The organism is Mycolicibacter minnesotensis (assembly GCF_010731755.1).
In the GTDB taxonomy this organism is placed as follows: domain Bacteria; phylum Actinomycetota; class Actinomycetes; order Mycobacteriales; family Mycobacteriaceae; genus Mycobacterium; species Mycobacterium minnesotense.
Window position 1 is genome coordinate 1901564 of sequence record NZ_AP022589.1, and the last position, 25427, is coordinate 1926990.

General features: G+C 67.8%; 28 protein-coding genes. 12 read left to right on the top strand and 16 right to left on the bottom strand.

Annotated elements, in window-relative coordinates; all coding sequences use genetic code 11:
* Position 1: 1 nt before the first annotated feature.
* Both G6N09_RS08780 and G6N09_RS08785 read right to left on the bottom strand, forming a co-directional pair.
* Positions 2-427, bottom strand: coding sequence for a tautomerase family protein (locus tag G6N09_RS08780; RefSeq protein WP_083026277.1), 426 nt, complete (start codon positions 425-427; stop codon positions 2-4).
* A 26-nt stretch (positions 428-453) separates the two neighbouring features.
* On the bottom strand, positions 454-1155 hold the full coding sequence (locus G6N09_RS08785; protein ID WP_083026280.1) for an SDR family oxidoreductase: 702 nt from the start codon (positions 1153-1155) through the stop codon (positions 454-456).
* A gap of 95 nt (positions 1156-1250) precedes the next feature.
* Between G6N09_RS08785 and G6N09_RS08790 the strand changes: the two genes are divergently transcribed.
* Complete coding sequence (locus G6N09_RS08790) at positions 1251-1736, top strand: winged helix-turn-helix transcriptional regulator (protein ID WP_083026282.1); 486 nt, start codon at positions 1251-1253, stop codon at positions 1734-1736.
* A 6-nt stretch (positions 1737-1742) separates the two neighbouring features.
* Here the strand turns inward: G6N09_RS08790 and G6N09_RS08795 are convergent, their stop codons facing one another.
* Positions 1743-2351, bottom strand: coding sequence for a TetR/AcrR family transcriptional regulator (locus G6N09_RS08795; protein ID WP_083026285.1), 609 nt, complete (start codon positions 2349-2351; stop codon positions 1743-1745).
* 114 nt (positions 2352-2465) lie between these two features.
* On the opposite strand from G6N09_RS08795, the gene fadD1 reads away from it, so the two are divergent.
* The 4 genes from fadD1 to G6N09_RS08815 are packed head-to-tail and all read left to right on the top strand — an operon-like array spanning position 2466 to position 6984.
* Positions 2466-4061, top strand: coding sequence for a fatty-acid--CoA ligase FadD1 (gene fadD1 / locus G6N09_RS08800; RefSeq protein WP_163752887.1), 1596 nt, complete (start codon positions 2466-2468; stop codon positions 4059-4061).
* Positions 4062-4063: 2 nt separating this feature from the next.
* Positions 4064-4849: an SDR family NAD(P)-dependent oxidoreductase gene (locus tag G6N09_RS08805; RefSeq protein ID WP_179959885.1), complete on the top strand. Its 786-nt coding sequence runs from the start codon at positions 4064-4066 to the stop codon at positions 4847-4849.
* 3 nt (positions 4850-4852) lie between these two features.
* The gene (locus tag G6N09_RS08810) at positions 4853-5878 is read left to right on the top strand and encodes an alcohol dehydrogenase catalytic domain-containing protein (protein ID WP_083026289.1); all 1026 of its coding nucleotides are present in this window, start codon (positions 4853-4855) and stop codon (positions 5876-5878) included.
* A gap of 35 nt (positions 5879-5913) precedes the next feature.
* The gene (locus G6N09_RS08815; RefSeq protein WP_179959886.1) at positions 5914-6984 is read left to right on the top strand and encodes an NAD(P)H-dependent amine dehydrogenase family protein; all 1071 of its coding nucleotides are present in this window, start codon (positions 5914-5916) and stop codon (positions 6982-6984) included.
* Between the two features lie 8 nt (positions 6985-6992).
* Here the strand turns inward: G6N09_RS08815 and G6N09_RS08820 are convergent, their stop codons facing one another.
* Together G6N09_RS08820 and G6N09_RS08825 are read right to left on the bottom strand one after the other, a co-directional pair.
* Positions 6993-7970 carry a pirin family protein gene (locus G6N09_RS08820; RefSeq protein ID WP_083026293.1) on the bottom strand — a complete coding sequence of 326 codons (978 nt, stop codon included), beginning with the start codon at positions 7968-7970 and terminating at the stop codon, positions 6993-6995.
* Positions 7971-8030: 60 nt separating this feature from the next.
* The gene (locus G6N09_RS08825) at positions 8031-8447 is read right to left on the bottom strand and encodes a WhiB family transcriptional regulator (protein ID WP_083026295.1); all 417 of its coding nucleotides are present in this window, start codon (positions 8445-8447) and stop codon (positions 8031-8033) included.
* 147 nt (positions 8448-8594) lie between these two features.
* Here G6N09_RS08825 and G6N09_RS08830 point away from each other — a divergent pair, with 147 nt between their 5' ends.
* From G6N09_RS08830 to G6N09_RS08850, 5 genes are all read left to right on the top strand, one after another.
* On the top strand, positions 8595-9362 hold the full coding sequence (locus G6N09_RS08830) for a helix-turn-helix domain-containing protein (RefSeq protein ID WP_083026297.1): 768 nt from the start codon (positions 8595-8597) through the stop codon (positions 9360-9362).
* Between the two features lie 2 nt (positions 9363-9364).
* Positions 9365-10198 carry a C40 family peptidase gene (locus G6N09_RS08835; protein ID WP_083026299.1) on the top strand — a complete coding sequence of 278 codons (834 nt, stop codon included), beginning with the start codon at positions 9365-9367 and terminating at the stop codon, positions 10196-10198.
* A gap of 123 nt (positions 10199-10321) precedes the next feature.
* Positions 10322-11686, top strand: coding sequence for a DUF4226 domain-containing protein (locus G6N09_RS08840; protein WP_083026301.1), 1365 nt, complete (start codon positions 10322-10324; stop codon positions 11684-11686).
* A gap of 3 nt (positions 11687-11689) precedes the next feature.
* Positions 11690-12007, top strand: a complete 318-nt coding sequence (locus G6N09_RS08845) for a type VII secretion target (RefSeq protein ID WP_083026303.1) — start codon at positions 11690-11692, stop codon at positions 12005-12007.
* Positions 12004-12318 (top strand): DUF2694 family protein, encoded by a 315-nt coding sequence (locus G6N09_RS08850; protein ID WP_083026305.1) that lies wholly within the window; start codon positions 12004-12006, stop codon positions 12316-12318. The genes G6N09_RS08845 and G6N09_RS08850 overlap by 4 nt, the downstream gene beginning before the upstream one ends.
* Here the strand turns inward: G6N09_RS08850 and G6N09_RS19510 are convergent.
* Positions 12315-12473, bottom strand: a complete 159-nt coding sequence (locus G6N09_RS19510; RefSeq protein ID WP_165756591.1) for a hypothetical protein — start codon at positions 12471-12473, stop codon at positions 12315-12317. The two genes, G6N09_RS08850 and G6N09_RS19510, sit on opposite strands and share 4 nt — an antisense overlap.
* Positions 12474-12608: 135 nt before the next feature.
* Here G6N09_RS19510 and G6N09_RS08855 point away from each other — a divergent pair, with 135 nt between their 5' ends.
* A complete protein-coding gene (locus tag G6N09_RS08855; protein WP_083026308.1) occupies positions 12609-13958 on the top strand; it encodes a DUF5631 domain-containing protein in 1350 nt (449 codons plus the stop codon).
* 50 nt (positions 13959-14008) lie between these two features.
* Positions 14009-14326: a DUF2710 family protein gene (locus G6N09_RS08860; protein ID WP_083026310.1), complete on the top strand. Its 318-nt coding sequence runs from the start codon at positions 14009-14011 to the stop codon at positions 14324-14326.
* A 14-nt stretch (positions 14327-14340) separates the two neighbouring features.
* Here the strand turns inward: G6N09_RS08860 and eccA are convergent, their stop codons facing one another.
* The 10 genes from eccA to G6N09_RS08910 all read right to left on the bottom strand — a co-directional run bounded on the left by eccA (position 14341) and on the right by G6N09_RS08910 (position 25358).
* Positions 14341-16140, bottom strand: coding sequence for a type VII secretion AAA-ATPase EccA (gene eccA, locus G6N09_RS08865; protein WP_083026383.1), 1800 nt, complete (start codon positions 16138-16140; stop codon positions 14341-14343).
* A 93-nt stretch (positions 16141-16233) separates the two neighbouring features.
* Complete coding sequence (gene eccE, locus G6N09_RS08870; protein WP_083026312.1) at positions 16234-17793, bottom strand: type VII secretion protein EccE; 1560 nt, start codon at positions 17791-17793, stop codon at positions 16234-16236.
* The gene (gene mycP, locus G6N09_RS08875; RefSeq protein ID WP_083026313.1) at positions 17790-19469 is read right to left on the bottom strand and encodes a type VII secretion-associated serine protease mycosin; all 1680 of its coding nucleotides are present in this window, start codon (positions 19467-19469) and stop codon (positions 17790-17792) included. The genes eccE and mycP overlap by 4 nt, the downstream gene beginning before the upstream one ends.
* A complete protein-coding gene (gene eccD, locus G6N09_RS08880) occupies positions 19454-21049 on the bottom strand; it encodes a type VII secretion integral membrane protein EccD (protein WP_083026316.1) in 1596 nt (531 codons plus the stop codon). Before eccD ends, mycP begins: the two co-directional genes overlap by 16 nt.
* A gap of 5 nt (positions 21050-21054) precedes the next feature.
* Entirely contained in the window at positions 21055-22071 is a 1017-nt protein-coding gene (locus G6N09_RS08885) for a MinD/ParA family protein (protein WP_109558937.1), read from the bottom strand.
* A gap of 94 nt (positions 22072-22165) precedes the next feature.
* Positions 22166-23002 carry an ESX secretion-associated protein EspG gene (locus tag G6N09_RS08890; protein ID WP_083026320.1) on the bottom strand — a complete coding sequence of 279 codons (837 nt, stop codon included), beginning with the start codon at positions 23000-23002 and terminating at the stop codon, positions 22166-22168.
* Positions 23003-23104: 102 nt separating this feature from the next.
* Positions 23105-23398, bottom strand: a complete 294-nt coding sequence (locus G6N09_RS08895) for a WXG100 family type VII secretion target (RefSeq protein WP_083026322.1) — start codon at positions 23396-23398, stop codon at positions 23105-23107.
* A 36-nt stretch (positions 23399-23434) separates the two neighbouring features.
* Complete coding sequence (locus G6N09_RS08900; RefSeq protein WP_083026324.1) at positions 23435-23752, bottom strand: WXG100 family type VII secretion target; 318 nt, start codon at positions 23750-23752, stop codon at positions 23435-23437.
* A gap of 115 nt (positions 23753-23867) precedes the next feature.
* Positions 23868-25052, bottom strand: a complete 1185-nt coding sequence (locus G6N09_RS08905) for a PPE family protein (protein WP_083026326.1) — start codon at positions 25050-25052, stop codon at positions 23868-23870.
* Between the two features lie 3 nt (positions 25053-25055).
* The gene (locus G6N09_RS08910) at positions 25056-25358 is read right to left on the bottom strand and encodes a PE domain-containing protein (RefSeq protein WP_083026328.1); all 303 of its coding nucleotides are present in this window, start codon (positions 25356-25358) and stop codon (positions 25056-25058) included.
* Positions 25359-25427: the final 69 nt, after the last annotated feature.

The window sequence follows — 25427 nt, forward strand, 5'->3', positions numbered from 1 at the left end:
TTCAGTAGGCCGTCGCCACGTTCTCCTGGGCCCACCGCTTCTCGGCGTCCGATCCTCCCGGGGGCGGCACCAGGCCGTTGATCACCCACAGTTCCTCGCTGGTCTCGTCGACGTGGAACTCCCAGTGCAGGCCGGGGTGCTGATCCAGCGTCGGAGAAAGGATCTGGTTGATCCATTCGGTGATCCGTCGGCGGTTCTGGCTGTCGGCGGCATGCCGGGCGATGTGATCGATCACCACGCGCACCCCGACCTCGGTCGGCTCGCCACCGACGTAGAAGTCCTCCGGTGGGGTCTCGTGGAACAGGGTGACCACATAGAAGCGGGGTAGCCCGGCCTTCTCATAGTGGTCGGTGATGCGGGCCGCCAGCGCGCGCTTGTCTTGCGTGCTGAAGATCCCGGGGGTGTGATGAATGGTCCACAGTGGCATGGCAGTTCAGTGCTCCTTAGTCCGGATCAGTGCGACAGGGCGAAGTGCAGGTTCTCGACCGGGCCGGACAGCGCGGCTTTGACGCTCACGCTGATGTCGTCGGCCAGCACCTCGGCGGCGCCGGACTCCACGCCGTCCAGGATGCTCTGGGCTACCGCAGCCGGTGTCACCTTGGGGCCGGACATGTCGGCGACCATGTCGGTGTCGATGAATCCGGCGTGCACGCCGACCACCTGCGTGTGCTGCGCCGCCAGCTCGGCGCGCAGCGAGTTGGTCACCGACCAGGCGGCGGCCTTGGATGCACCGTAAGCGCCGGAGCCGGCCATCCAGGACAGCACCGAGTGCATGTTGACCAGCGCCCCTCCCCCGTTGGCCGCCAGGATCGGCGCGAACGCCCGAGCCAGGCGCAGCGGCCCGAAGACGTTGACGTCGAAGGTTTCGGTGATCCGGTCGAAGGAGCCGGTCAGCAGGGCATCCGGCAGCAGCACGCCCGCGTTGTTGAACACCAGCTCGGCGTCGCCGGCCGCCTCGGCCAGGGCCGTCACCGACTCGGGCGACCCGACCTCCAGCGCCACGGGCACCACCTGCGGGCGCTCGTCGGTAAAGGTGGTGCGTGCGGTCGAGTAGACCTTGCTGGCTCCGCGCGCCAAGAGTTCGTCGACCAGGGCCGCGCCCAGTCCGCGCCGTCCGCCGGTGACCACCGCGACCTTTCCCTGTACTGCAACCATCTCCGGATCCTCTCTCGCTGACTAACGACTTCGTTAGTAAGAGCAAAGCACGGGATGCTGGATAACGCAAGTGTTAGTCACGTAAGCTGGACCACATGGAGTTCGAACCCCGGTTGCGCGACAGAACGCGCTGGTCCACCGGCGATGCGTGTTCGGTGGCCCGGCTGCTCGATGTCTTGAGCACCAAGACGGCCTTTCTCGTTGTGCGCGAATGCTTTTACGGAACCAGCCGCTTCGAGGACTTCATGGCGCGCATCGGGGCCTCGGCGCCCGCGGTGTCGCGGGCGCTCAAGCAGCTTGAGGCCGCCGGAATCGTCACGCGGGTCCCCTACCAGGAGGCCGGACAGCGGGCTCGAGACGAATATCGATTGACGCCCGCCGGCGAGGACTTGTTACCCGTGCTGCTGGCTTTGACCCAGTGGGGCGACAAGTACCTGCAGGACGGAAAGCCGCCGCTGAGCTTCGTCGACGCGGCCACCCAGCGCCGGCTCGGGGTCCGGGTCACCGACGAGCTGGACGCCCCAGAGCCCGACCCCGACAACATCGAGATCCACTGGAACGCGCCGCGCCGCTCGGGCTGAGGGCGCTCAGGGCGCCTGCCGCAATCCGGGCAGCACGTAGCGGCGCAGATGCGTCCGCACGGCCGCCGGATCATCGGGGTCCATGTGATTGCCCGGGACGCTGCCCAGGCTGATCATCACCCGTGCGATCCACTCGCTGGCCTCGGGCAGGTCGGTGTCGGGGTGGATGTCGCCGGCCTCCGCGGCGGCAGCGACGAACGGATGCCAGAAGGCCGCGAGGTCGGGTACCAGGCCGCGGACCCCGGCCCCGGCGCAGGCGGTGAACTCCTCGGGTTCGGCAAGGCGCAGCCGCATCAATAGGGTGCCGGGATCGTCATAGGCGCGGCGGCCTATCTGCACCCCGGCCACCAGCTGCTCCTCGAAGCCGGTGAGCGTGGCCAGCTCGGCGCCCGCCTGAGCCCAGCTGGTCTCGATGAGCCGCATCAGCGCGGCGCCCACCAGCGTCGGCTTGTCGGGGAAGTTTCGGTACAGCCACGCCCGCGACACCCCCGCAGCCTGGGCGACGTCGATCATTGTTGTGGCCCGAATCCCCTTGTCGGCCAAGAGTTTCTCGGTGGCATCGAGGAGCCGGTCGGTGGTCGATGCGGACGCGGGCGACGTTGACGCGACGTTCATGGCCCACCTCCTGGGCGGTAAGCGTAACAACACAGTAGACACATTCACCGATCTGTGTACTATTGCGTCGCGTCGTGTAGACCCACGGGGCAGGAGGTCGCGGTGGCCGAGACGATGCAGCAGCTGCTCGCCGAACGCGCCGACCATCCGGGCCTGGCCGTGCTCTACAACCACCCCGACGGTCACCAGATCCGCTGGACCTGGCGGCAGTACCTCGATCGCGCCTCCCGACACGGTGCGGCACTGATCGCCCGCGCCGATTCCGGCCGGCCGCTGCACGTCGGCGCGCTGCTGGGCAACACCCCCGCGATGCTCACCGCGATCGCCGCCGCCGGTCTGGGCGGCTACGTCCTGTGCGGGGTCAACGACACTCGGCGCGGCTCCGCGCTCGCCGGTGACCTGCGCACCGCAGACGTGCAGATCCTGCTCGTGGATGCCGCACACCGGGCCCTGCTGCAGGGCCTCGAACTTCCCGAAATCACCGTCATCGACGTCGATGACCCGTCCTGGGCGGCGGAGTGCGCCGACGCCGGGGAACTCCAGCCGCACCGCCGCGTCGCGCCGCTGGACCCGTTCATGCTGATCTTCACCTCCGGTACCAGTGGCGACCCGAAAGCGGTTCTGGTCAGCCACTTCATGGTGTTGGTGGCGGGCATGAATCTCACCGAGCGATTCGGCCTGGGCGCTGACGACGTCGTCTATCTGTCCATGCCGCTGTTTCACTCCAACGCGATCGCCGCCGGATTCGGCCCCGCGGTGGCCGCCGGCGCGGCCATGGCCCCGGCGAAGTTCTCGGCTTCGGGGTTCCTGGCCGACATCCGCGCCTACGGTGGCACCTATATGAACTACGTCGGTAAGCCGTTCGCCTACCTGCTCGCCCATCCCGAGCAGCCCGATGACGCCGACAATTCCCTGCGGGTGGCCTTCGGCAACGAGGCCTCCGAGCGCGACATCGGTGAGTTCGCCCGCCGGTTCGGTGTGCACGTGGTGGATGCTTTCGGCTCCACCGAGAACGCCGTGACCATCACCCGTGATGAAGGCACCCCGCCCGGGTCGGTGGGCCGTGGCTTCCCCGGCGTCGCCATCTACAACAGCGACACGAAAACCCCCTGCCCGCCCGCGGCTTTCGACGAACATGGGCTGCTGATCAACGCCGACGAGGCTATCGGCGAGTTGGTCAACACCGCCGGATCCGGCTTCTTCTCGGGCTACTACAACAACGCCCACGCCACCGCCGAGCGCATGCGTGACGGCATGTACTGGTCGGGCGACTTGGCCTACGCCGACGCCGACGGCTGGATCTACCTGGCCGGGCGTACCGCCGACTGGATGCGGGTGGACGGAGAGAACCTGGCGGCTGCGCCGGTTGAGCGGATCCTGATGCGCCATCCCGATATCAACCAGGCTGCGGTGTATGCGGTGCCCGACGCGGGCCGCGTCGGTGATCAGGTGATGGCCGCGCTGGTGCTGCGTGACGACGCCCAACTGACCGAAGCCCACTTCGCCGAATTCCTTGCCGCCCAAGAAGACCTCTCCCCCAAGGCCTGGCCCCGCTATGTCCGGCTGACCGCTCAACTGCCCGCGACCGCCACCAACAAGGTGCTCAAGCGGGTGCTGGCGGCCCACGGCACCGACGTCGGAGCAGACGCCCTGTGGGTGCGTCCCGACCGGGAGCGCAGCTACCGAACCACCACCACAACGGGAGTGTGACCATGCCAGCCCCCAAGCCCGTGTCCTTGATCGTCGGCGGTGCGTCCGGGATCGGCTTGGCCACCGCGCAGGCCCTGGTCGCGCGGGGGGATCACGTGGTGATCGCCGACGTCAACGAAGAGGCCGCACGGGCGCGGGCTGCAGAGATCGGTGACGCGGCCAGCGCCGTGGCCGCAGACGTGACCGACGAGGCCAGCGTCGCAGCGGCTTTCGCGGCCGCCCGCGAACGTGGGCCGGTACGGACCGCGGTCAGCTGCGCCGGCCTGTCGATCATCGGCCCCATTGCCGACATCGAACTGTCCGGCTGGCAGACCACCCTCGACGTCTGCCTCACCGGCACCATGCTGGTGATCAAACATGCGGCCCGCACCCTCGAAGACGGCGGCAGCGTGGTGGCGATCTCCTCCCTCAACGGGCGCCAGCCCGGCACCACGATGGCCGCATACTGCAGCGCCAAAGCCGGGGTGCTGATGCTGGTCCAGGTGGCCGCCCTGGAACTGGGGCCCCGCGGCATCCGGGTCAACGCCGTCTCCCCCGGCCTGGTGGACACTCCCCTGGTCGCGGGCCTGGCCATGGTGCCGGGCCTCACCGACGAGTACCTCGAAAACACCCCACTGGGACGCTCGGGGGTCCCCGACGACATCGCCGCGACGGTGGAGTTTCTGACCTCCGAACGCGCCAGCTGGATCACGGGAGCGGCATTCGACGTCAACGGCGGCGCGCACCTGAAGAGGTACCCCGACGTGCTCGGCAAAGTACAGGCGCTCGCTGAGGGATCTGGAGGATAGGCAATGCGCAGTGTGGTGATCGATGGACCCGGCTCGGTCCGGGTCGACACCCGCCCCGACCCGCAGCTGCCCGGTGCCGACGGCGCCGTCGTGGAGGTGACCGCGTCCGCGATCTGCGGCTCCGACCTGCACTTCTATGAAGGCGAATACCCGATCTTCGACCCGGTGGCGCTGGGTCATGAAGCGATCGGCACCGTCGTCGAGGTCGGCTCCGAGGTCCGTTCGGTGCGCGTCGGCGACCGAGTCATGGTGTCCTCGGTCGCGGGTTGCGGGCACTGCGCAGGGTGCGGCACCCTCGACCCCATCCGGTGCCATTCCGGCCCACAGATCTTCGGATCGGGCCTGCTGGGTGGTGCGCAATCAGAGCTGCTCGCCGTGCCGGGCGCCGACTTCCAGCTGGCGCGTATCCCCGAGGGCATCCTGGACGCCGAAGCCCTGCTGCTCACCGACAATCTCGCCACCGGCTGGGCGGCGGCGCTGCGTGCCGATATCCCCGTCGGCGGCACGGTAGCGGTGATCGGGTTGGGCGCGGTGGGACTATGCGCGGCGCGCAGCGCCCTATTCCTGGGTGCCGCAACCGTTCTGGGTATCGATCCGGTACGCCAGCGCCGGGACCGGGCCGCCCTGATGGGCGTGACTCCGGCCACGCCGCCCACCACCGCGGCGGCCATGGAACTGAGCGACGGGGTGGGCGTGGACGCGGTGATCGACGCCGTGGGCTCCGACACCACGATGTCTGACGCGCTGACCGCGGTGCGCGCCGGTGGCACGGTGTCGGTGGTGGGCGTCCATGACCTCCAGCCCTTCCCGTTTCCGGCACTGCCGGCCCTGCTGCGCAGCGTCACCCTGCGGATGACCACCGCACCGGTGCAGCAGACCTGGCCGACGCTGGTTCCGCTGTTGCAGTCCGGGCGACTGTCGGTGGACGGGATCTTCACCACCGAGATGGCGCTGGACGACGCGCCCGCGGCCTACCGTGCGGTGGCCGCGCGCTCCGGTGACGTGGTGAAGGTCTTGCTCACCCCCTGATCTTCGAGGCGCGTCGAACAACGAAAGGACCGGAGTTGACGAAGCGAATTGTGGTATGGGGCACCGGATTTGTCGGCAAGCTCGTCATACCCGAGATCGTCAAACATCCGCTGTTCGAGCTGGTGGGTGTGGGCGTCAGCGACCCGGACAAGGTGGGCCGCGACGCCGGCGAGATCTGCGGAATCGCCCCGGTGGGCATCACCGCCACCGACGACGTCGACGCCCTGATCGCGCTGGCCCCCGACGCCTTGGTGCACTACGGCCCCACCGCCGCGCACGCCGCCGACAACATCGCGCTGATCTCACGCTTCCTGCGGGCCGGCATCGACGTCTGCTCCACCGCGATGACGCCATGGGTGTGGCCTGACCTCAAGCTCAATCCGCCCGATCTGCTGACGCCCATCACCCAGGCCTGCCAGGACGGCGGAGCATCGTGCTTCACCACGGGAATCGATCCCGGCTTCGCCAACGACCTGTTCCCCATGACCCTGATGGGCGTGTGCGCCGAGGTGCGCAAGGTGCGCGCCTCGGAGTTGTTGGACTACACCAATTACACCGGTGACTACGAGAACGAGATGGGAATCGGCCGCGACCCCGACTTCCAGCCGGTGCTCAAGATCCCCGAGGTGCTGATCTTCGCCTGGGGTGGCACGGTGCCGATGATCGCGCATGCCGCCGGGATCGAATTGGACGAGATCACCACCACCTGGGACACCTGGGTGACCCCGAACGACCGCAGCACCGCCAAGGGGGTGATCGCCGCGGGGCAGGTCGCGGCGGTGCGGTTCACCATCAACGGTGTTTATCGGGGTGAAACCCGCATCCAGCTCGAGCATGTGAACCGGATCGGCAAAGACGCCGCGCCGGATTGGCCCGCGGGCACGCGCGACGACGTCTACCGGGTGGACATCGAGGGCACCCCCAGCATTTCGCAGGAGACCGCGTTCCACTTCACCGACGGCTCGGGACGTGACGCCGCGACGGCGGGCTGCCTGGCCACCGGTATGCGGGCGCTCAACGCGGTGCCGGCGGTCAATGACCTTGCGCCGGGCTGGGTTACGGCCCTGGACCTCCCGCTGATCCCGGGCGCCGGCACTATTCGCTAGGCGCCGGGTTACCCGGTGCTGGGCCGGCGCGGACGCAGTCGTAGCGGGGGCATGGTGGGGGCCGGCAGGCGATCCAGTCGGCCCCGATAGCCCTCGACGTGGCCGAAGCGCGGGTCGCCTTCTTGCCATCGGTGGCGGAACTCGACGATCTCCTCATGGCTGCGGCCGATGAAGTTCCACCACAGCACCAGCTCCTCGCGAAACGGTTCACCGCCCAGCACCAGGATCCGGGCGGGGGAGTCGCCGGTGTTGCGCAGCGCAAGGACGCGGTGGCCGGGTCCTTGGTAGCCCAGCTCGCCCACCCCCAGGCGTGCACCACCCAGCAGCACCGGTCCCTGGTCGCACAGCACACCGTGCTCGAATGCCGGGTCGACGTCCAGGTCCAGGGTGGTGCGCGGTTCCAGGTCGAGTTGGGCGCCCAGCAGGGGAGTGAATGACGCGACGGGGGAGCGGTAGCCGGCCAGCTCACCAAGAAACACCAAGGCCGAGGCGCCGGGCAGCGAAACCGGCTCGGGAACAAAATGATTGAAGGCGCGCCCGGTGTTGCGCGCGGTATCAGGCAAGGCCACCCACAGCTGCACGCCGTGCAGCACCGGTGCCGACACCGGGTCGACAGAGACCTCGGAGTGGCAGATGCCGGCGCCGGCGGTCATCAGGTTCAACTCTCCGGGGCGCACCAGGGCGTGCACACCACCGCTGTCCCGGTGCTCGATCAACCCGCTGAACAGCCAGCTCGCCGTCTGCAGCCCGGTGTGCGGGTGCGGGGGTACGTCCATGCCGCCACCGACGGTCACGTGGTGCGGGCCGTAGTGGTCAAGGAAGCACCAGGCACCGATGAGCGAGCGCTCCCGCTGGGGCAGGGTTCGGCGCACGTGGAGGGCGCGGCCTCCGCCGAGTGGAACATCGCGGGCCTGCAGCACCTCGATGTGATCTGCTGGCGTTGCCGCACAGGCGAACTCATTCGAGGTGGCTTCCAGATTGCTCAACTGTCCACCTCCGCACTGCGCGTCACGCCGCCGGCATGATCCTACCGACTCATGCCGTGGTCAGGCCGCTGAGCGGGGACCGAGAGTGCCGCCGGGCAGGTGAAAAATCGTCGCAGGCAATACCGGCGCCTGACTCTCATGGCTGGCCAGCAGCGCCTGATTGTCGGGTAGTTCGCGGGTGTTGATCTCGCCGCTGGCGATCGCCCGCAGCACCGCGTGGGCGCGGGCCAGCTCGGCGCGCTTGCGGTACTGACCGCCTGGCAGCTTCACGCCGGCCCACACGCCGTATTCCTCGCGGCATTCCACAGCCAGCGCCGCGCATCGGCGTTGCTGGGCGAGCGGGCAGCGGCGTAAGCACTGCAGCCGGGCCGCGGTGGCGGACTGTTCATAGGCCCGGGCCTTCGCGGCGCCGTCGGCCCCGTCGGCGTCGGGGTAGCCGAACCACAGCTCGGGGTTTGTGGTGCAGGGGGGTGCCATGGGGAAGACCTCCTGTAGACGGACCAAGAACGTAGATAGAAACGTATACACACGACGGGGAGATCGCAACAGAAGGGCGATAAAAACATATATGTAAGTCGAGCGGGGGTGGGCTGTGTACGATCCGTCCATGGCCGGGGCGCAACGATGAGCCGCGAAGCGGCGGGCGCGGCCATCCGGGCACTCCGTGAGGCGCGCGACTGGTCGTTGGCGGACCTCGCGGCGGCCACCGGGATCAGCGTCATGGGTTTGAGCTACCTTGAGCGGGGCGCCCGCAAACCCCACAAAGGCACAGTTCAGAAGGTTGAAAATGGGCTCGGCCTGCCGCCCGGCACCTACTCCCGCCTGTTGGTGGCCGACGACGCCGAGGCCGAACTGGAGCAGTTGATCGCTGCGACCGGGCCTCGGGTCGTTGCCGCGCGCCCCGCCGGGGCAATCGTCGTGGAGCGCCACAGCGACACCCAAGTGCTTGAGGGATATGCGGAAGCGCAGCTCGACGCGCTGCGTTCGGTGATCGCTCGACTGCCGTCGGAAGCATCAGACGAATACGAAACGTATATTCTTTCCGTGATCGCGCAGTGCGTGAAGGCGGAGATGCTCGCGGCCAGCTCATGGCGCGTTGCCGTTAACGCAGGTGCTGACCACGCAGGACGGCTGATGGCCCACCTGCGGTCTCTGGAGGCCATCCGGGAGGACCTGTTGCAGCGGATGCCCGCGAGCCTCAGTGCCCGGTTCGACCAGGCATGCACACGCTCGTCGCTGCCTGAGCCGGTGATCGCGGCGTTGCTCGGCGTCAATGCCGAGGAGATGTGGGACATCCGCAACAGGGGTGTTGTTCCGCCGGGCGCGCTGGCGCAAGTACGCGCTTTCGCCGACGGGCCCCTCGGGACAGCTGGTGGCGACGAAGGGGGATAGCGGTGAGCAATGGTGAGTTGGAGCTACTGATGCGCGCCAAGGAATTGTTGGCGGGCAGCCCGCAGCCGGTGTCACTGACGTCAGACCTGACTCGCTACGCCCATACCCTCACGCAGAACGCGATTCTCGATAGCGGGCCGGGTCACGACCAATATCGGCAGACGGTTCTGGCGCAACGGGATCTGTTGTTGGCCAACGCTCGGACCGACGCCGCGGCGACCGCCCTGGTGGCAGCCGCAGTCGCCGATCACGCCCGCGCCCGTTCCCGCACCGACGGCGTGATCGCCGAGGCTCGAGCCGACGCGGCGGCCGCTGCGGACAGCCCGCTTGCGTATCGGGAGGCCATGCGCCGGCGCGCGGCTCGACTGCGTGCCCAGCAGTCCCATATCGCAGCGACACGTCACCGTGCGCGAGCGCACCACGCGGGCCTGCGACGGTTGCGTTACCGGCGGACCCGGCGCCGGATGCTGGGGCTGGATCACGGCAAGCTGCCCAATACTCGCGCCGGCCTGGCCGTCCGGGCTGCGCTGTCGCGGCTGGGCAGCCCCTACGTCTGGGGCGCCACCGGTCCCGATCGATTCGACTGCTCCGGACTGACCCAGTGGGCCTACCGCCAGGCGGGTGTGCCCCTGTCCCGAACCACCTACACGCAGATCAACGACGGAATACCGGTGCCGCGCTCCCAGGTCCGACCCGGCGACCTGGTCTTCCCCAGCACGGGACACGTGCAGCTGGCGATCGGCGGAAACCGGGTGGTTGAGGCTCCGCACGCCGGAGCCACCGTGCAGATCAGCCCCCTGGGCGCCTACGTGGCGATCCGCCGCCCGGTGCCGTGATCGACTTCTCCGCAAGGGGATTTCGGGTGAATTGTCGGCTCCAACGGGCGTCGGTACAGTCACCGGCCATGGAGCGGCCAGCCCCCGAGCGTCAGCCCACCGCAGCGGCATGGGGCTGAGCAGATGGCAACCCGCGACGATGTGCTTGATGCGATCGACCGCATCCACATGGTCGCGGGTGCGGGCGAGCCGACGCGCCTAGCCCAGGCAGCCCTGACGTTGCCGTTGCCTCCGGCGGGCTACGACGAGGTCCTCGACCGCCTGTACTCGGCATATCCGAGGATCGGCGACCAACAGCTGGGCAGGTCCGCCCGGGCCATGAGGGCAGCCGAATCGGCTCTGGCGCAACAGCTGTCGACATCGGCGGAGTTCGATCGGCGCATCATCGAGGCGCTGAGAAGTGCGCACAAGACGACGGCGGAAGGTCGCCGGCGGCTCGACGATCTCGAGACGGAGATCGCCGCCGCCGCAGCATCCTGGGACTTGAGCACCGCCTCAGGAGCGCGCGAATTCCACAGGTTCTTGATCGCCAAACTGGGCGAGATCATCGCCACGGTCGAGCAGGCCAACGACGACGACACATCTAAGGCTGCACTGGCCGCCGCCCTGACCGGGCTCTATCACGCGATGCCCACCGAGCGCGGCGACCCGGCTCCGGTCGACAGTGACAGCCAACAGCCCACCGAGGAGGCGCCGCCGGCCGGTGCGGACACCCAGCAGCCCTGCCCGGAGCCCGAGATTGATCCGTACCTGGAGCCACTCGAGGACGACGCGGGGACGGAGTTCCCTGAGGCAGCCCAGCGTCTGCCGCAGTTCGCGAGTCCCATGGTGCCGGGCCTGGGTTCAGACGGCCCGGGCTTCGGCGGGTTGCCAGCCGCCATGCCGGCAGGCCTTCCGTGGACCGGTCTGGCTGCAGGCCCGGGTAGCGATGGCCTGCCCGGTGAGGACGAGTTCCCGCCCGAGGACGCCCGTGGCGTCGATCCGTCGGAGGGGTCAGAAGGCAGCGGAACGGGCGGGGACGATTCGGCGCCGGATGAGGGGGAGCAGGGACCGGTGGTCGTCCGATTGCCCGACGGCGAGACCACGACGGTGGCTGACCCGCGGCTTGCTGCGGCGATGCAGGCGGTCGCCGACGGCCGTCCAGTCGTGGAGGCATTCCGGAGTCAGGGAATTGACGTGCCTCCGCCGGGAACGCCAGTAGTTGCGGCGGTCGATGCCGCTAGCCTGCGGCCAGGAGATATCGGAGTCTTCACCGACCGCCACGCTCTCGCTGTGGGTGACGGCAAGGCGCTGCTCGACGGACAGGTTCACCTGGTGACAAACCTGCACGGCCCGGGCTTCCTGGGTTGGCAGCACCCGCCGGCCTTCGTCCGGGAACCGGAAGTGGCCGCGTCGCCGGCCGCGACCAGGCCGGCGACGGCCCTCAATGCGTTACTGACCTTGAAAAACCCGGCGCTAACCGGCATCGTCGATGAGCCAGGAAGGTAGAACATGCCCGAGAGAATCCACGTCAACCCCGACGTTCTGACCAACGCCGCAGGCAACCATCAGGCGGTCGCGGACTACCTGTCCACGGTGTCGTCGTCGCACGAGGCCATTGAGGCGACACTGAATTCGCTTGGCCCGATCTACGACGACTTCCGGCAGGCAGCCAGTTCATTGCTGGAGGCGCGCAAGAACTGCTACGACGACCAGTCCAGCGAACATTCTGCGGTGTCGGACAACCTGCATCGGGCGGTGTCGGCGTGGAATACGCACGAAGATGACGCGGGTGAGGCCTTCGGGCACCTCACCGATGGGTCCCGATGACCGAGCCGAATCCAGACTTCGACACCGCGCATCCCAGTGGTGACGTGCTGTTCCGGTCGTGTCGTGGCGGCTATCTACACAGTGTCGTGCTGACCGAAGCGGTGATGGGCACCGATGTGCGCCGCCTCGCAGAGGCCATCGTCCTGACCGCGGATGTCTCGTTTCTCAAGGCGGCGTTAGAGATCCGCGGCGAGCTCGTCACGTCGGGGCACACGCCCTCGGCGGCAGTACCAACCACCGACGATCTTCGCGTGGCGACCGAGCGGCTCCTGGCGCACACACTGCACTCGGGTTCCGAGGGCACTCGCTAGAGCACCCATTTTCCGGCCGCATCGGCGTCGGGGACGATGTCGGCGGGTGGATCAACGATCGTGTTGCCGAACAGATTTCGGGCTCGCTCCAGCAAGGCGAGGACCTCGCTCAACTGCGCTGCACACCCCGCTCCAGGGGACCCGACATCAGCCACGATCTGCACGCTACCGAGCGGTACGTGAGCTGACAATTCACCGCGCACACCGGTTGTGGAGGAACCCGTGGCCGACGCGCCGAGCCGAGTCGAATTCGGGCAGATGCGCCCAGACGGCAACGGTACGCTGGCGCGGTGGCACTCTTCGGTCGGCTGTCGGCGCGCCAGCGTCTCCGGAACGCTGCGCGGGAATCACTGGCGATCCCGGCCTTCAGCGCTCCGGTCGACTGCAGTTCCTGGGTCCTCGGTGGCCTGTGGCCCGCCGAACTGGCGACCACTACGCCCGAGACGGCCCCACTCGCGGACTATCTCAACGCCGACCTGCAACGAATAGCGGATTCAGCCAACGAGAAGCTGCACGTGATCAGCCGGTCCGAGTTGACTGGACCGGCCCGCCAGGCCGCCGAGACGCGGGTCATCAATGTGGCCAGGGCTTTCGCTGTCCTCCGAGTCGAGTCGACGGTCCGTCAACTCCACAAGGAAGCCCTGGAGTTCGGCACGGAGTACGTCAGTCTCGCTTCGCCACCGGCTGCGGGTCCGGCCGCGCAGGCTCCTGCGGATCCCTCCGAAGCGCCCCGCACGGTCGACGCACCGGGGCAGGCTCCCGAAACTTCCGCCCCGCAGAGCCGGCATCGACTGCCGGAGAACGGTGCCGACCCCGCGCCGTTTACCCCGGGCCTGCCCGAGCCGGAGGCACCGGAGGCACCGGAGGTGCCCGAGGTGGCACCGGCGTGGGAGTGGCCGGAGCTGTTTCAGCCGCTGATCCCCGAAGGGGGATTCGAGGCAGAGCTCATCATTCCTGCGGCACCCGTCGTCGCCACTGCGCCCGAGACACCGGTCGCCGAACCCAGCGACCGGCGATTGCAGCGCCTGTTGGCCTTCGTCGCGCGTCAGGAGCCCGGACTGCGCTGGGCGATAGGCGTCTTCGCCGACGGCGCCACTCGACTGATCACCGACATCGCGCACGGATGGGTCCCATCAGGGATCGAGCTGCCGGCCGCGGTGCAGCTACTCGAACCCGGCCGCCGTATCGGCACAGTCACCGAGATGCTCAGCGGCGCGACAGAGTCGGTCAGCTACCGCCCCGGCGATCGCCTCGGCTGGGCGAGTGACTTCGCCGCCACCGAAACCTCGGTCACGCCCCGCGAGCTGCCACTCGTCCGCGATCTCGGCTGGCAGCTCAGTGAAGCCACCCACTGGCGCGAAGGGCTACCCCGGATGGTGAATACCCTGGCCAAGGCTGGCTCGGCAGGTACCGGGGTCGTGGATGCCGAAATCGACTTGTTGCGTGTACATCTGGACACCCTGCGCTACCAGCTGTTGGCGCAGTATCCCGACGCTGACACTGCCCTGGTGCTCAACTGCATGTTGCTGGCAGCCACCGAAGCCATCGCGACCGGAGATACGGTGTCGGCCAACTACCACTACAGCTGGTTTCGGGCAATGGTCGCACCTCCCGTCGGGCAGTGGGATCTGCAGTCGTGATCGGCAAGGATGAATTGACGCTGCTCACAGCGGCTGGACATACTTAGCCCATGTCGGGGGCGGAGAGCCGCGCGGAACTCAGCGACAAGGACCTCGTTGAGTCTGTATTGCAGGATCTGCGCGCGGCCGCCGAGAAGTGGGAGGCGCTGGTCGCCGAAGCTGAGAACACCACGTATAGCGTCGATCTGGGTGACGTCCGTGCTGTCGCCAACGCCGACGGCAGGCTCCTTGAGCTGACGTTGCACCCGTGCGTGGTCAGCGACTACACGCACGGTGAGCTGGCGGATCGGCTCAACCTCGTGTTCGCCGCACTGCGCGAGGAAGCCCAGTCCGACTTCGCGGCACGTTACGGCGCCGGCTCACTCTGACGGGCGACGCCGTTCTACCAATTCAGGGCAGTCATCTCGCGGTTGGAGTCGCAGACGGTACGCACTGCCGAGGCGATATCGGCTGCGGTGAGGGTGGTGAGGTCGTCGATGGTCACCGACTGCCCGGCGCGCTTCTGCGCGGCCACCCGAGTGTCGCGGGCCAGCTCCGCTTCCTCGATCACATTGCGGGCGAACCGGCCGTTGTGCAGGACGTTGATGCCGTGCTCGCCCCGCGGGCTGACGTAGCCGCGGATCACCGCTACCATCTCTAGAAATCGCTGGCGGGCATCGGAATTCAGCACCGTCGCGCGGCTGGATCCGTAACGCTCACCGATCTCGACAATCTCCTCCGGAGAGTACGACTCGAAGCGGATCTTGCGATTGAACCGACTGGCCAGCCCGGGGTTGACGGTCAGGAAACTATCGACCTGGTCTTCGTAACCTGCCGCGATGAAGCAGAAGTCGAATCGGTGCTTCTCGAGCGCAATGAGCAGTTGGTTGACTGCTTCCATGCCGATCATGTCCGGAGTGCCGTCCTGGTGCCGCTCCACCAAGGAGTAGAACTCGTCCATGAAAAGGATTCCGCCCAAAGCTCTTTCGATCAGTTCATTGGTCTTGGGACCAGACGATCCGATGTGCTCGCCGCAGAAGTCGGAGCGGCGCACTTCGATGATCTCTGGATTGCGCACGATCCCCATGCCGGCGTAGATTTTGCCGAGCGCCTCTGCGGTGGTGGTCTTGCCTGTGCCAGGCGGGCCGACTAACAGCATGTGGTTCGTCTGGCCCTCCACCGGCAGGCCGTGCTCGAGCCGCATGGCCCGGATCTCAAGTTGGTCCTCCAAAGCCCGCACCGCGCGTTTGACCTCCGCCAGCCCGACCTGCTTCTCCAGCTCCGCGCGGCCTTGCTCCAGCAGCTCGGCGCGCCGGCCCAACGCGTTGTCCTCGTCGAGTTCCGCTCGGCTCTTTGCCGAACCGGCGTCCCAGCGGTCGCTGCGACTGTCGATGAGCCTCTCTTCGGTGACCACTAGACGCAGATTGGGTTCGGCCAGTGCCGCTTTGGCCGGTTCGGTCAGCACACCGTTGATGGCGGCCTTGGACAACCAGACCTGAGCGAGATCCTCCTCCCCGAGCTGGCGGTGAATCATGCCGCGCAGATAGGCGAGATCGGCAGCCAGCAAGGGGATTTCGCCAGGGTTGATCGACGCAGTCAGCACCCCCACCCCGAAGCGCTCCGAGGAGCGGGTCTGGCCGGCGATGTCTACGCGGTCCAGCCAGTCCAGCGCCACCCGACCTTGACCCAGATGTGCGGCCGCATAGCCGGCCAGTGCGCACAGCGACGCCGTGACGGCGGGCATGACGATCGCGCGGGCGGGCAACTCTTCTGCTGCCACGGCTAGCAGATCAGGCCAGCGCTGGGTCACAAACATCAGGTAGGCGCGGCCCAACTGGTGCCATTGATGGTTCACCCAGCTGTCCAGCAGACCGGGGTCTGCCAGCAGGGCGTCGGCGCGCGCGAACTCGCCGGCGACGGTGAGCGCCGAGGCCAAGGCCAGGCCCACGTGCGAGGCGTCAGTCACCGTGATCGACAGGTACGGGCCCAACGGAATCTGGGCGGCCAAGTGCCGGCCCAGCCGAGCGGTCTCCTTGTGCAGCCAGTCACTGTTGGCGTAGAGGCGCTGGAGGGTGTCCAGGTCGGTGTCGCCGCAGGCGATACGGCCCAACCAGGCGTCAGCCATCGAGGGGTCGGCCTCGGTTGCCGCGACGAAGTGGGCCAAGGCCTCGGGAGAACCGTAGCGGGTGTCCATGCTCACCATGGCTCGGTCGAAGTGCCGCCGAGCCGCCAGCAGGTCACTCAATGTTTGTCGTCCTCTGTTGCGCGTTCAGGTACGTCAGCCGGCTGCCGATGGTCATCGCGACGGCATCGGTGCCAGCGCCTCCGAGCTGCAATACCGGTTCTCAGCCCGGAACAACTCCACCGTAGCCAGCCACGATTTTCCGCCGGCCGCAACTCGTACCGCGTTGCGGTCGATCTGCTCGATGCTGACCTCAACGGCGTCCGGCGGTGGGGGCGGTGTTCCGGGCGGGGCGACGGTGATCACCGTCGCGGGCCGCGGAGATGGAGCGATCGGTCCGTCGACCACGCTGACCGTGGTCCGGGGCGTGGGCCGAGACTCTCCGACCAGGGAAACCTCCGGCATCCGAACGCTGGCCCAGCGTGCCCTGTCCCGGGTGTGCACGCAGACCCGTTCACCGGCGCCGACAGCACGAATCACCATGCGTTTGGCGATCAGGTCTTCGGCGGCGATGAATACCCGGCTCAACTCACCGGAGTCGGTCAGCGGCACCATCAACCGGTCGCCGTTGGCCAGCTTGCCTACGAGGACGCCCGAGGGGCCGATCTCGATGGGCAGGCTGGCGGGCAACCGACCGGGTTTCAGGCCGCGCAACCGTGGTCGGGGGGTGCACATGTTCGCCGCCACCGCCGCGGCTTGTTCGCCGTTGAGCCGGCGCAGGACCACTGCAGGAGGAGTGGGGGCCGGTTGCGGCGTCTGCAGGGTGACGGTGGCCGTGCAGGTTCGGTCCGGAAACACCGTGATGTTCTGGATCACTTCGTCGACCGGCAGGGTCCAGGCCTGCGCGAGCAGCGTGGCGCTGACCTGGCGAGCAGGATAGGCGTAGGTCGTCACCCAGCTGGCCTCGGTGCGCAGCGTCTTCCACCGCTCGGCGCCTCTCAGAACGGGACCACCACCCACTCGCCGGTCCAGTTCGACCAGGTCGCTGGCGGTGGCCACCCGGGCGCGCAGTCCTTCGCATCGCAGCAGGCCTGCGACGCGTTGCGCGACGCCGACCGCGGTTGCGCCCAGTGTGGTGCGCCAGCGCAGGGCAGCGGTGTTGTCGATGACCCGAAGACGCAGCAGCAGCCAGGTCTCCCGCCGGCCGGCGTAGGGCGGTGTACCGATCTCGGCGTCGTAGACCCGCGGGAAGTCGCCGGTGGTGGCGCGCCGCGCGCCGATACTGATCACGCTCATCGACTCCAGCTCGAGCCCGAGCGCATGGCGCAGCATCGGAAACAGGTCGGCGACGTCCACCACGTTGTCGGTCTCCACGTGCACCGATCCGGTGGCCACCGTGGCTGCGTGCGGGCGGCCCAGCAGGTGGACCGCCACCACCGCCACGCCGTCGTGAATACGAACTCCACCTCCGGCCCGGTTGTTGGCGACGGTGATCGGCTCACTCCAGGCGGTCTTGGGTGGGCGTCGCAACCACAGCACGGCCCACGACCACGCCGGCTGACCCCACCAGGGCACCAGGACGACCAGCACCGCAAGCGAGATCGTGACAGCGGCACCGACCATTCCGCCCAGGGCCCAACCCGCCAGTCCGGCCAGGGCGATGGCCGCCGCGCACAGCAGGCGCCGGTTACTCGATGGGGTGAACCCCGTGAGCCGGGTACGGTTCGGGCTCATCTGGTGGCCCTCCTGATGCGCGCGGTGATCGCAGCGGCCAGGACCGCTGCGGCAATCACGCCGAGAAAGCCCAGCGCGACGGTGCGGGCTCGATGGTCCGGAGGCGGCGGCGGTGGCGCCGGGGTAAGCACTCGTTGCTGGGAACCCGGTGCCAGCGCTGCGCCCACCGGAACGTTGAAGGTCAGCGCCGCCACCGGGTCGACCAGCCCGTACCCCACTCGGTTGTCTACTCCGGCGGGCGGATTGTGTGCAGTCTGGGTGATCCGATAGATGACCTGATGAGCGGTGAGTTGCGGATACTTCGCCCGGACGAGGGCGGCCACGCCGCTGACATAGGCGGCCGAGAAGCTGGTGCCCCAAAACGGCATGTTCTTCTCGCCCACCCGAATCGGCGGGTAGGCGTTGACCGGGACGCCGCCCTGCGGGGACAGCCCCATCACGTGGGTGGCCGGTGCGGCCACTCCCACCCAGGGCCCGGCCATGCTCTTGTCGATCGGCGCACCGGTGGCGTCCACCCCACCGACGGACAAGACGTAGTCCGAGAACCAGGACGGGCTGGAGATCACTTTGACCTGATTCCAGTCCCGCGGGTCGGCCGGATTCAGCGGGTCGAACAGCGGGTTGTCGGCACAGCCGGCCTCCCCGACATTCCCGGCGGCCGCGACGATCACCGCGTCCTTGACCGTCGCGGCGTACCACAGGGCCGCTCCCAGCACCCGTTGGTCGAGCCCGGCTGCCACCTGAACGCAGGAGGTCACCGAGATGTTGATGACCTTGGCGCCCATGTCGGCCGCGTGCACGACGGCCCTGGCCAAGGTGGCCAGCGTGCCTGCCTTCACCCGCTCGTCGTCATAGCCGAACCGCTGCGGATTGACCGGCTCGAACGCCCGGGACGACTGGCGGATCGAGATGACGGTGGCGTGCGGTGCCACGCCGACAACGCCGTCGGGGGCGCCCGGCGGGGGCGGGGGGACAGCGGGCTCGTCCTCGGTTTGTGGATCGGCCGGGCCAGAGGCCGGTGCCATTGCGCCCTCCTCCGGCGGGGGCGGCGGTGGCGGCGGGGGCGGTGCCACCTGCGTGATGGTCACCGGCACGGGGGGCGGCGGCGGAGCCGGCGGTCCCGGCACGTCGGCCGGTGGCGGCGGCACGCCGATACTCGGTGGCGGACCGGCCGGCGGGGGAAATGCGGGGACCTCCGGCATCGGGCGCGGCATCGGCAGTACGCCCAAGGGGGCCGCGGCAATGATCGACGCGGCGATGGTGCCGTGCGCATCGCAGTCCTGCAACCCGTCCAGTCCCTCTGGGCCGCCCATGATGTAGTCGCCGCCCGCCACGGCGGGTAGCCGGGGGTTCGGGGTAACGCCGGTGTCGATCACAGCCACCGGGACCCCATTACCGGTGGAGTACTGCCAGGCCGCGGAGATGCCCAGCATGTCGAATCCGGGCGCCAGCTGGGCCACATCGGGATTGCTGACCGTGATCGGCACACTGCAGGAGTTCGAGCGCCGCATTGGCTGGTCCGGCCCGGGAGGCCCGTCCGCGGGAACCAGGGCCGGATCGACCGAAGGCGGCTCGATGGCCTGTGCGGCCGGCGCCCCGCCGGACAGACTCACTACGAGCAGGGCCGCCGTGACTGACGCACCGACGGCCCGCAGCCGACTCAGTTGCGGACCCACACGAACAGTCCTCCCAGCCACGCGCCCAGCACCCCCACCGCAATGAACGCCAGCACCTCAAGCCATTCGACCGCCAGCCGGATCCACGGCACGAACTTGGTTTCGGGGACCAGCAGACCGGCCGCCACCCCTAGACCCGCAAAGACCGCTATGGCGGCAGCCGGCCAGAGAAAGCCGGCAGCGGTGTCACCGGGGCTGGCCAGCGCATACTTGACGATTCCAGTGAGCACCGCCGTGCAAGCCCCGCCCACCAGGGCTATCGCCTGAACGCGACCCGCGAAACCGCGCCCCTGGGTGATGAACAGGCCCGCCACCAGCCCGCAGAGTGCCACCGCACCGCGTTGTCGGGGCCCACCTGGGATCAAGACCATCCAGACCGCAATCGGCAGCGTCGCGGCGATCGCGACGCACATGCCGACCTGCACCGCGTTGATCAACCGCGCCGAGGCCGCGATTGCCGCGCCGCGCGCCGAGATATCGACCAAGTCGTCCTCGTCGTCGTCCTCTTCGGGTGTCACGGGGGAGACCGTGTCGATGGGCATATTGGCGCGGCGGGCGAACAGGTCTCGTCCGGTGATCGAGCCGAAGTACGGCGGCCGGACGCGCGCCACCCACAAGGCGATCGTCGGCGACATGCGCAACAGGATCAGCAGCCCCAGCAGCGTGCAGATACCGATCACCGGGGGTGATACCGGATGCCACATCCGGGCCAGCGCCACCGCGCCGCCGATTCCCGCGGCCGTCACGATCGCGGTGGCAACCGCTGTCTGTGCACGAAGCAGCACGCTGAGGCCGATCGCGCCTAACGCCAGGACCGTCACCCCGATCATCAGGTGAGGGGCTCCCAACGCCCCGGGTGCCGCGCATAAAGCTGCGCAGGACAGCGCGAGAACCGCGAGCCAGCCGAACCCGCTGAAGAGGTCATCACGGGCAGACCAGTTCCGCCGGATCACTGCCGCCCCGAGAGCCAGCAGTGCGCCCACGCCGACCAGAACAGCCGCGGGGGGCCAACTGTCGCTGAACATCCGCGCGCGCACCGCCAGCGCCGACAGCACCACCACGGCCAACGCCATCAGCCCAACGGCGGTATGGGCGGCGGTCAACGCGGTGACCGGGGCGAACATCCGGTCGACCTTCACGTTGAGTAACCGCGTCACAGTCTGCTCGTCGGCCTTATGTCCGCACTCCTGGCAGCGGATCTCGGGCTGGGCGCCGAGCCGCCGGGCGGTCGCGGCCAGGGCGCTGGACAGGGATTCGTACTGCGGTTCGAAGGAATCGCCGCCTACCACCGGTACCAGCACCAGGGTGTCGCCGTCCTGCACCCCCAGGTCGTCCAGGCTGCGAGTGATGTCCAGCCGGACGCCGTTCACTTTATGCAGTTCGTAACTGCCCGGGGGGAGTGCCACACCGTCGAAACCGTGATGCCGCAAATCTTCGTCGAGCAGCTCGACCATTCCCTCGAAAAACTCTTCCACCGGAATCCCCGCGGGGAAGACTTGCGACACGAGATGTTTGTCGTAGGCCAGGCTCACTGCGCAGCGTGCCGGAAAAGCGACTTTGGCTGGTGTCGGGGAAGTCACCGTGCTTACCTTTCGGTGTCGGGCACGAATTTGTCAGCCAGACCCGCGGTTATCTCAAATAACCGCAGTCGGGCTTTCTTCTTCACCTCGTTGGGGACGTCGATGATTCCGCCCTTAGACAGGTGGGCGTCATATGGCATGACCTCCACCGTGGCGCCGGTCTTGCTGAATCTTTCGGTCAGATAGGCGACCGCGGCGCTGTCCTCGCCCGGGGCAGAGTGGTTGAGGATCACCGTGGAGCGTGACACCAGCTCGTGGTAACCCTGCGATGCCAGGTAGTCCACCGCTCGCAGCACCGGACGGGACTGGTCGGCGGTGATCCCGGAGACGAAGACCAGCGTGTCGGTGTTCTCCAACACCGGTTTCATCACGGGATGTTCCAGGTCTGCCGAAGTGTCGACGACGATCACGTTGTGGGTGCGCCGCAATCGGGACAGCACCCCGCTGAACATGGCCGGGACGAGGGGGCGGAGTTGATCCGAAGTGCGGTTGCCGGCCAGCACATCCAGGCCGACGGCATTTTGTCCGAGATGCTCGCGGATATCGGAATAGCCCTGGACGTCAGTGTCGCTGAGAACGGCCGAGTAGTCACCAGGCGGGTGTTCGTCGATACGATCGGACAGGGTCCCGAAGCCGGGAACAGCGTCAATGGCGATCACATTCTCTGGGCGGCACTCCCGGAACACACTGCCGATAGCAGCCGTCATGGTCGTTGTACCGGTGCCACCTTTTCCGGACACCAGGGTGATCACGTATTGACGCCGGATATGCCGGCGAATTCTATTGCGCAAATCGCGATAATGACGCTCGCGCGGAGATTCTCCGGGATTGATGACTTTCGCCGATACGACGTAGACCAGTTTGCGCCAACCCGAACCAGGGGGAATCTTGCGGGGGGTGGCTAGATCGGAAATGCGCATGGAGTCCGATACGGAATCCCGGTAGCGGTGGCCGGATGCCGGATCCCACCGCCCGGATGAGCCTTCCTCAGGCATATTCTGGCTATTCCATGGGCTCGTCACGTGCGTGATGTTAACACGGCTGCGGATATCGTGTTTGCAACGATTCTTCCAGTGGGCGGTAATGCGCGGTAATGGTGAACGACTGAATTCGCCGTCATACAACCCGCCGGTGTGAATGCCAGTCGGACCCGGCGGGCAGTCGAGCGATGAGCCGCAGGATCGCCCGCGCGACATCGGTGCGCGTCCCCGGGGAAACGATCTGGAAGAGGCGGCCGCCGGTGTCGATGTTCTCCACGCAGACGCGGCCCGCCGGAGTGTCCGAGATCAGGACCGCGGTATCCCCGATAGCCATGCGGGCCAGCTCCTCGGGACCAGCGCCCGGCTGAATCGCGACAATGTTGGCCAGCCCGGAGACCGCCGGATCGGCCGCCATCGCCACCGTCTGCTGCTGGTCGATATCGAGCTGTTGTGACGCGAGGTAGCGCCGCAGACTGTCCTGGTCGCGAACACGGTCGATCAGCTCCTTGGTGTCCAGGGTGACCGGCCGCAGCGGTGCGGCCTCGGTGACGCCGCACAACCGCTCGACCTGGCCTACCAGGAGCTCTCCGGCCGCGGCCTGGTCGGTGGCACTGCCTGCCGGATACAACCTCACCTCGTGATCGCAGCGTTCCAACACCACCCACCAGGAGGCGAACCGGCTGATCGAGACGCGGGTCATGCGCTCGGGGTCGGCGGGGAAGCTCAGATTCATCACGAGCGCGATGTCGCGGCGCATGATCACGGTCAGCCATTCCCGGACCATGGGATCGGCCTCGCCGTCGCCGTCGAGCACGCCGATCTCGGTCAACTCGTCGGCGATGGGATGGCGCAGGGCTCGCTCAGCGGTGTCCAAACGAGGCAGTAGTGGACGAAGCCCCAGCTCCGGGCAGAGAGTTTCGATCCCGGTGACGGCCTGCAGAACCCAGAGGCCGTCCAGTGTCGTTGTCAGCACGTCACCCTCGCCTTACCGGGGGCCTGCGGATAGCCGGGCTGACACGCGACGTGGGGCGTCCGCTCGTGAGCAGACACCCCACCTCGATGACGATCGGGTCGATCAGAACAGCGACTGGATCGTCTGGTCGGTCGAGATGGCGCCTTCCAACACGGAGCCGATCGTGGAACCGTGGTGGCCGATGGTCTCGATCAGGCCCTGCAGGCCAGAAAGCATCTGGGCCTGCGCTTCGAAGAACCCGGTGGCGCCATGCCCGGCGAAGTACTCGGTCAGCATCTGGGTGAGCTGGTGAGAGTCCGCGTGGATCTGGTCGAGGGTGCCGGCGTTGCTGATCACTCCGTGAGCGTGATCGCCGACGGCGCCGGGATGGTAGGTAATGCCGTCACTTGAGGCCATGGGGATCGTCGTCCTTTCGATTGTGCAGGTCGGGGGTTAGGCGGACTGTCCGCCGAAGAGCGAGTGGAAGGCGTGCGCGGAGTGAGACTCGTGGGATTCCATCAGGGCGGCGGCCTGGTTGAGTCCCTCGGTCAGACGGGTGCCACCGATGAGGACTTTCTGCATGTCTTCATGGATCTGCGCGGCGGTGGCATAAGAGGCCTTAGCTCCGCCGCCGTCCCAGGTCGCTGCCCCCAGGATGTTCTCGTGGTCGGCCAGGTACTGGTTCGCGATGGCCTGCGCATGTTCGATGTGCTGCGACAACTTCGACGCGGTGTTCCGCATCAGTTCGGGCGTGACGACAATGGCTGCCATCGTTTCCTCCTCGGTTGTAGAGCAACCCCCCCGGGTTCGGCGGGATGTAGCTGGCGGTAGTGTATTTGCTCCTTCCAGATGTGTCGATTCACCCTGTTTTCAGCAAACAACCAGGTCAGGCCCGGTCGTCGACGACTCGTACCGTGTTGGCGCGATCGGAGGACCGATCGCCCTGTCCCTTCCCGCCCGCCGCGGCTCCGTGAGCCATGGGCATGCCCCCCATTCCTCCGGCGTTGGTGGTCGTCACTCGCTGAGACTCGACGGAGCCCAGCGCGCCACTGGGGCGCAACCCCACCGGGCGCCCGCCGCCGGACTCGAAAGCGCTTACGGGACGGGTGAACGCCGACATGGGTGCGCCCGCGCCGCCGCCCCCGAAGCCCGCCGCGCCGGGTGTGGCTGTGGCGTTGGCCAGCATCGCCGTGGCTGGAACCCCGCCTGCCCCGGCGGGATTGAGCGCGCCGCCAAGCATGCTCGGATTCATGAACATGCCCATCAGCGACTGCATCGGGCTCATCATCGATTGGGGCATCTGCATCAACGACTGCGGCGCCTGCATCAGAGATGAGCCGATTTGCTGGACCGGGCCCAGCATCGAACTCATCTGACTGCTCATACCTTGGGCGGCGTTGGCGCCCTGCCCGGCAGCGTTGGTTGCGCCGGACGTCCCGGTGTAAGCGGCACGCATAGCGCCCCCTGCCGCAGCTTGGGAAGCGGCTTGGCCGACGGCGCTGGCCGCTGCGGCTGGAGCCGCGGGCGAGGCGCCCATACCAGCGACCGGCGCAGGGACCGTGAGGCTGGAGGTGAGCGCGGTCAGGACTGCCCCGTAGGACGCACCTACCGCGGCGTTGTTGGGCCAGAACAGGCCGAAGTACTCGAATTCGAGAGAGGTGATGCGCGGCGTCAACGCCCCGAGCACCGAGGGGTTGATCCCGTAGTCGGTCGCGGTCTCGACCCGGTTCGCCTCGCACTCCTGGGTGGTGCGCATGCTTCCGTAAGCCAGCTGGTAGGCCTCGACTGCCGCCGCCACGATGGGCGCCTTGACGTCCACCCAGCCCGCCAGCCCATGCAGGGCGACGTTCAGCAGGGTCGCGTTGAGAACCGAACCCTCCGACCCGGCGCCGACCCATCCGATAGAGGTCAGCGCGGTGTTGATCGCCGAGGCGATTCCCGATGCATGGTGGGCAACGCCGAGTGCCGTCCATGCCGCCCCGTTGGTCAGCATGGTCGGAATGCCCGCGCCGGACTTGATCAACATGTCGTTGGTCTCCGGTGTGCGGGCGGCCCACCCCGGGTCGGCCACGGATTAGCCGCCGAGCGCGACGGTGGCGGCTCGCAGTGCCTCGGTGGCGCCGTACACACCCGATGCGGTGGCTTGTGCTCCGGAGAACAACCCGCGCTGGGCGGAATGCTCGGCGACGATGCCGAGGTATTCGCTGCCGGAGGCCAGCAGTGCGGCATGGAACGCCAGGGAGTCTGGGTCGTTACCCATGGGCAGGACGCCCAGCAGTGCTGGGCTGGCCGATGCTGCGGCCGCCTCTGTCTCAGCGGTGATCCCCGCTTCGATGCCCGAGGACGCCAGGACCGCTTCCGGTTCTACAGAGAACATATTCCCTCCCGATGCCTCATCGTGGCTGTGCCGACGTTGGCAGGTCGGAGTCGATCGTAAACCGGATCT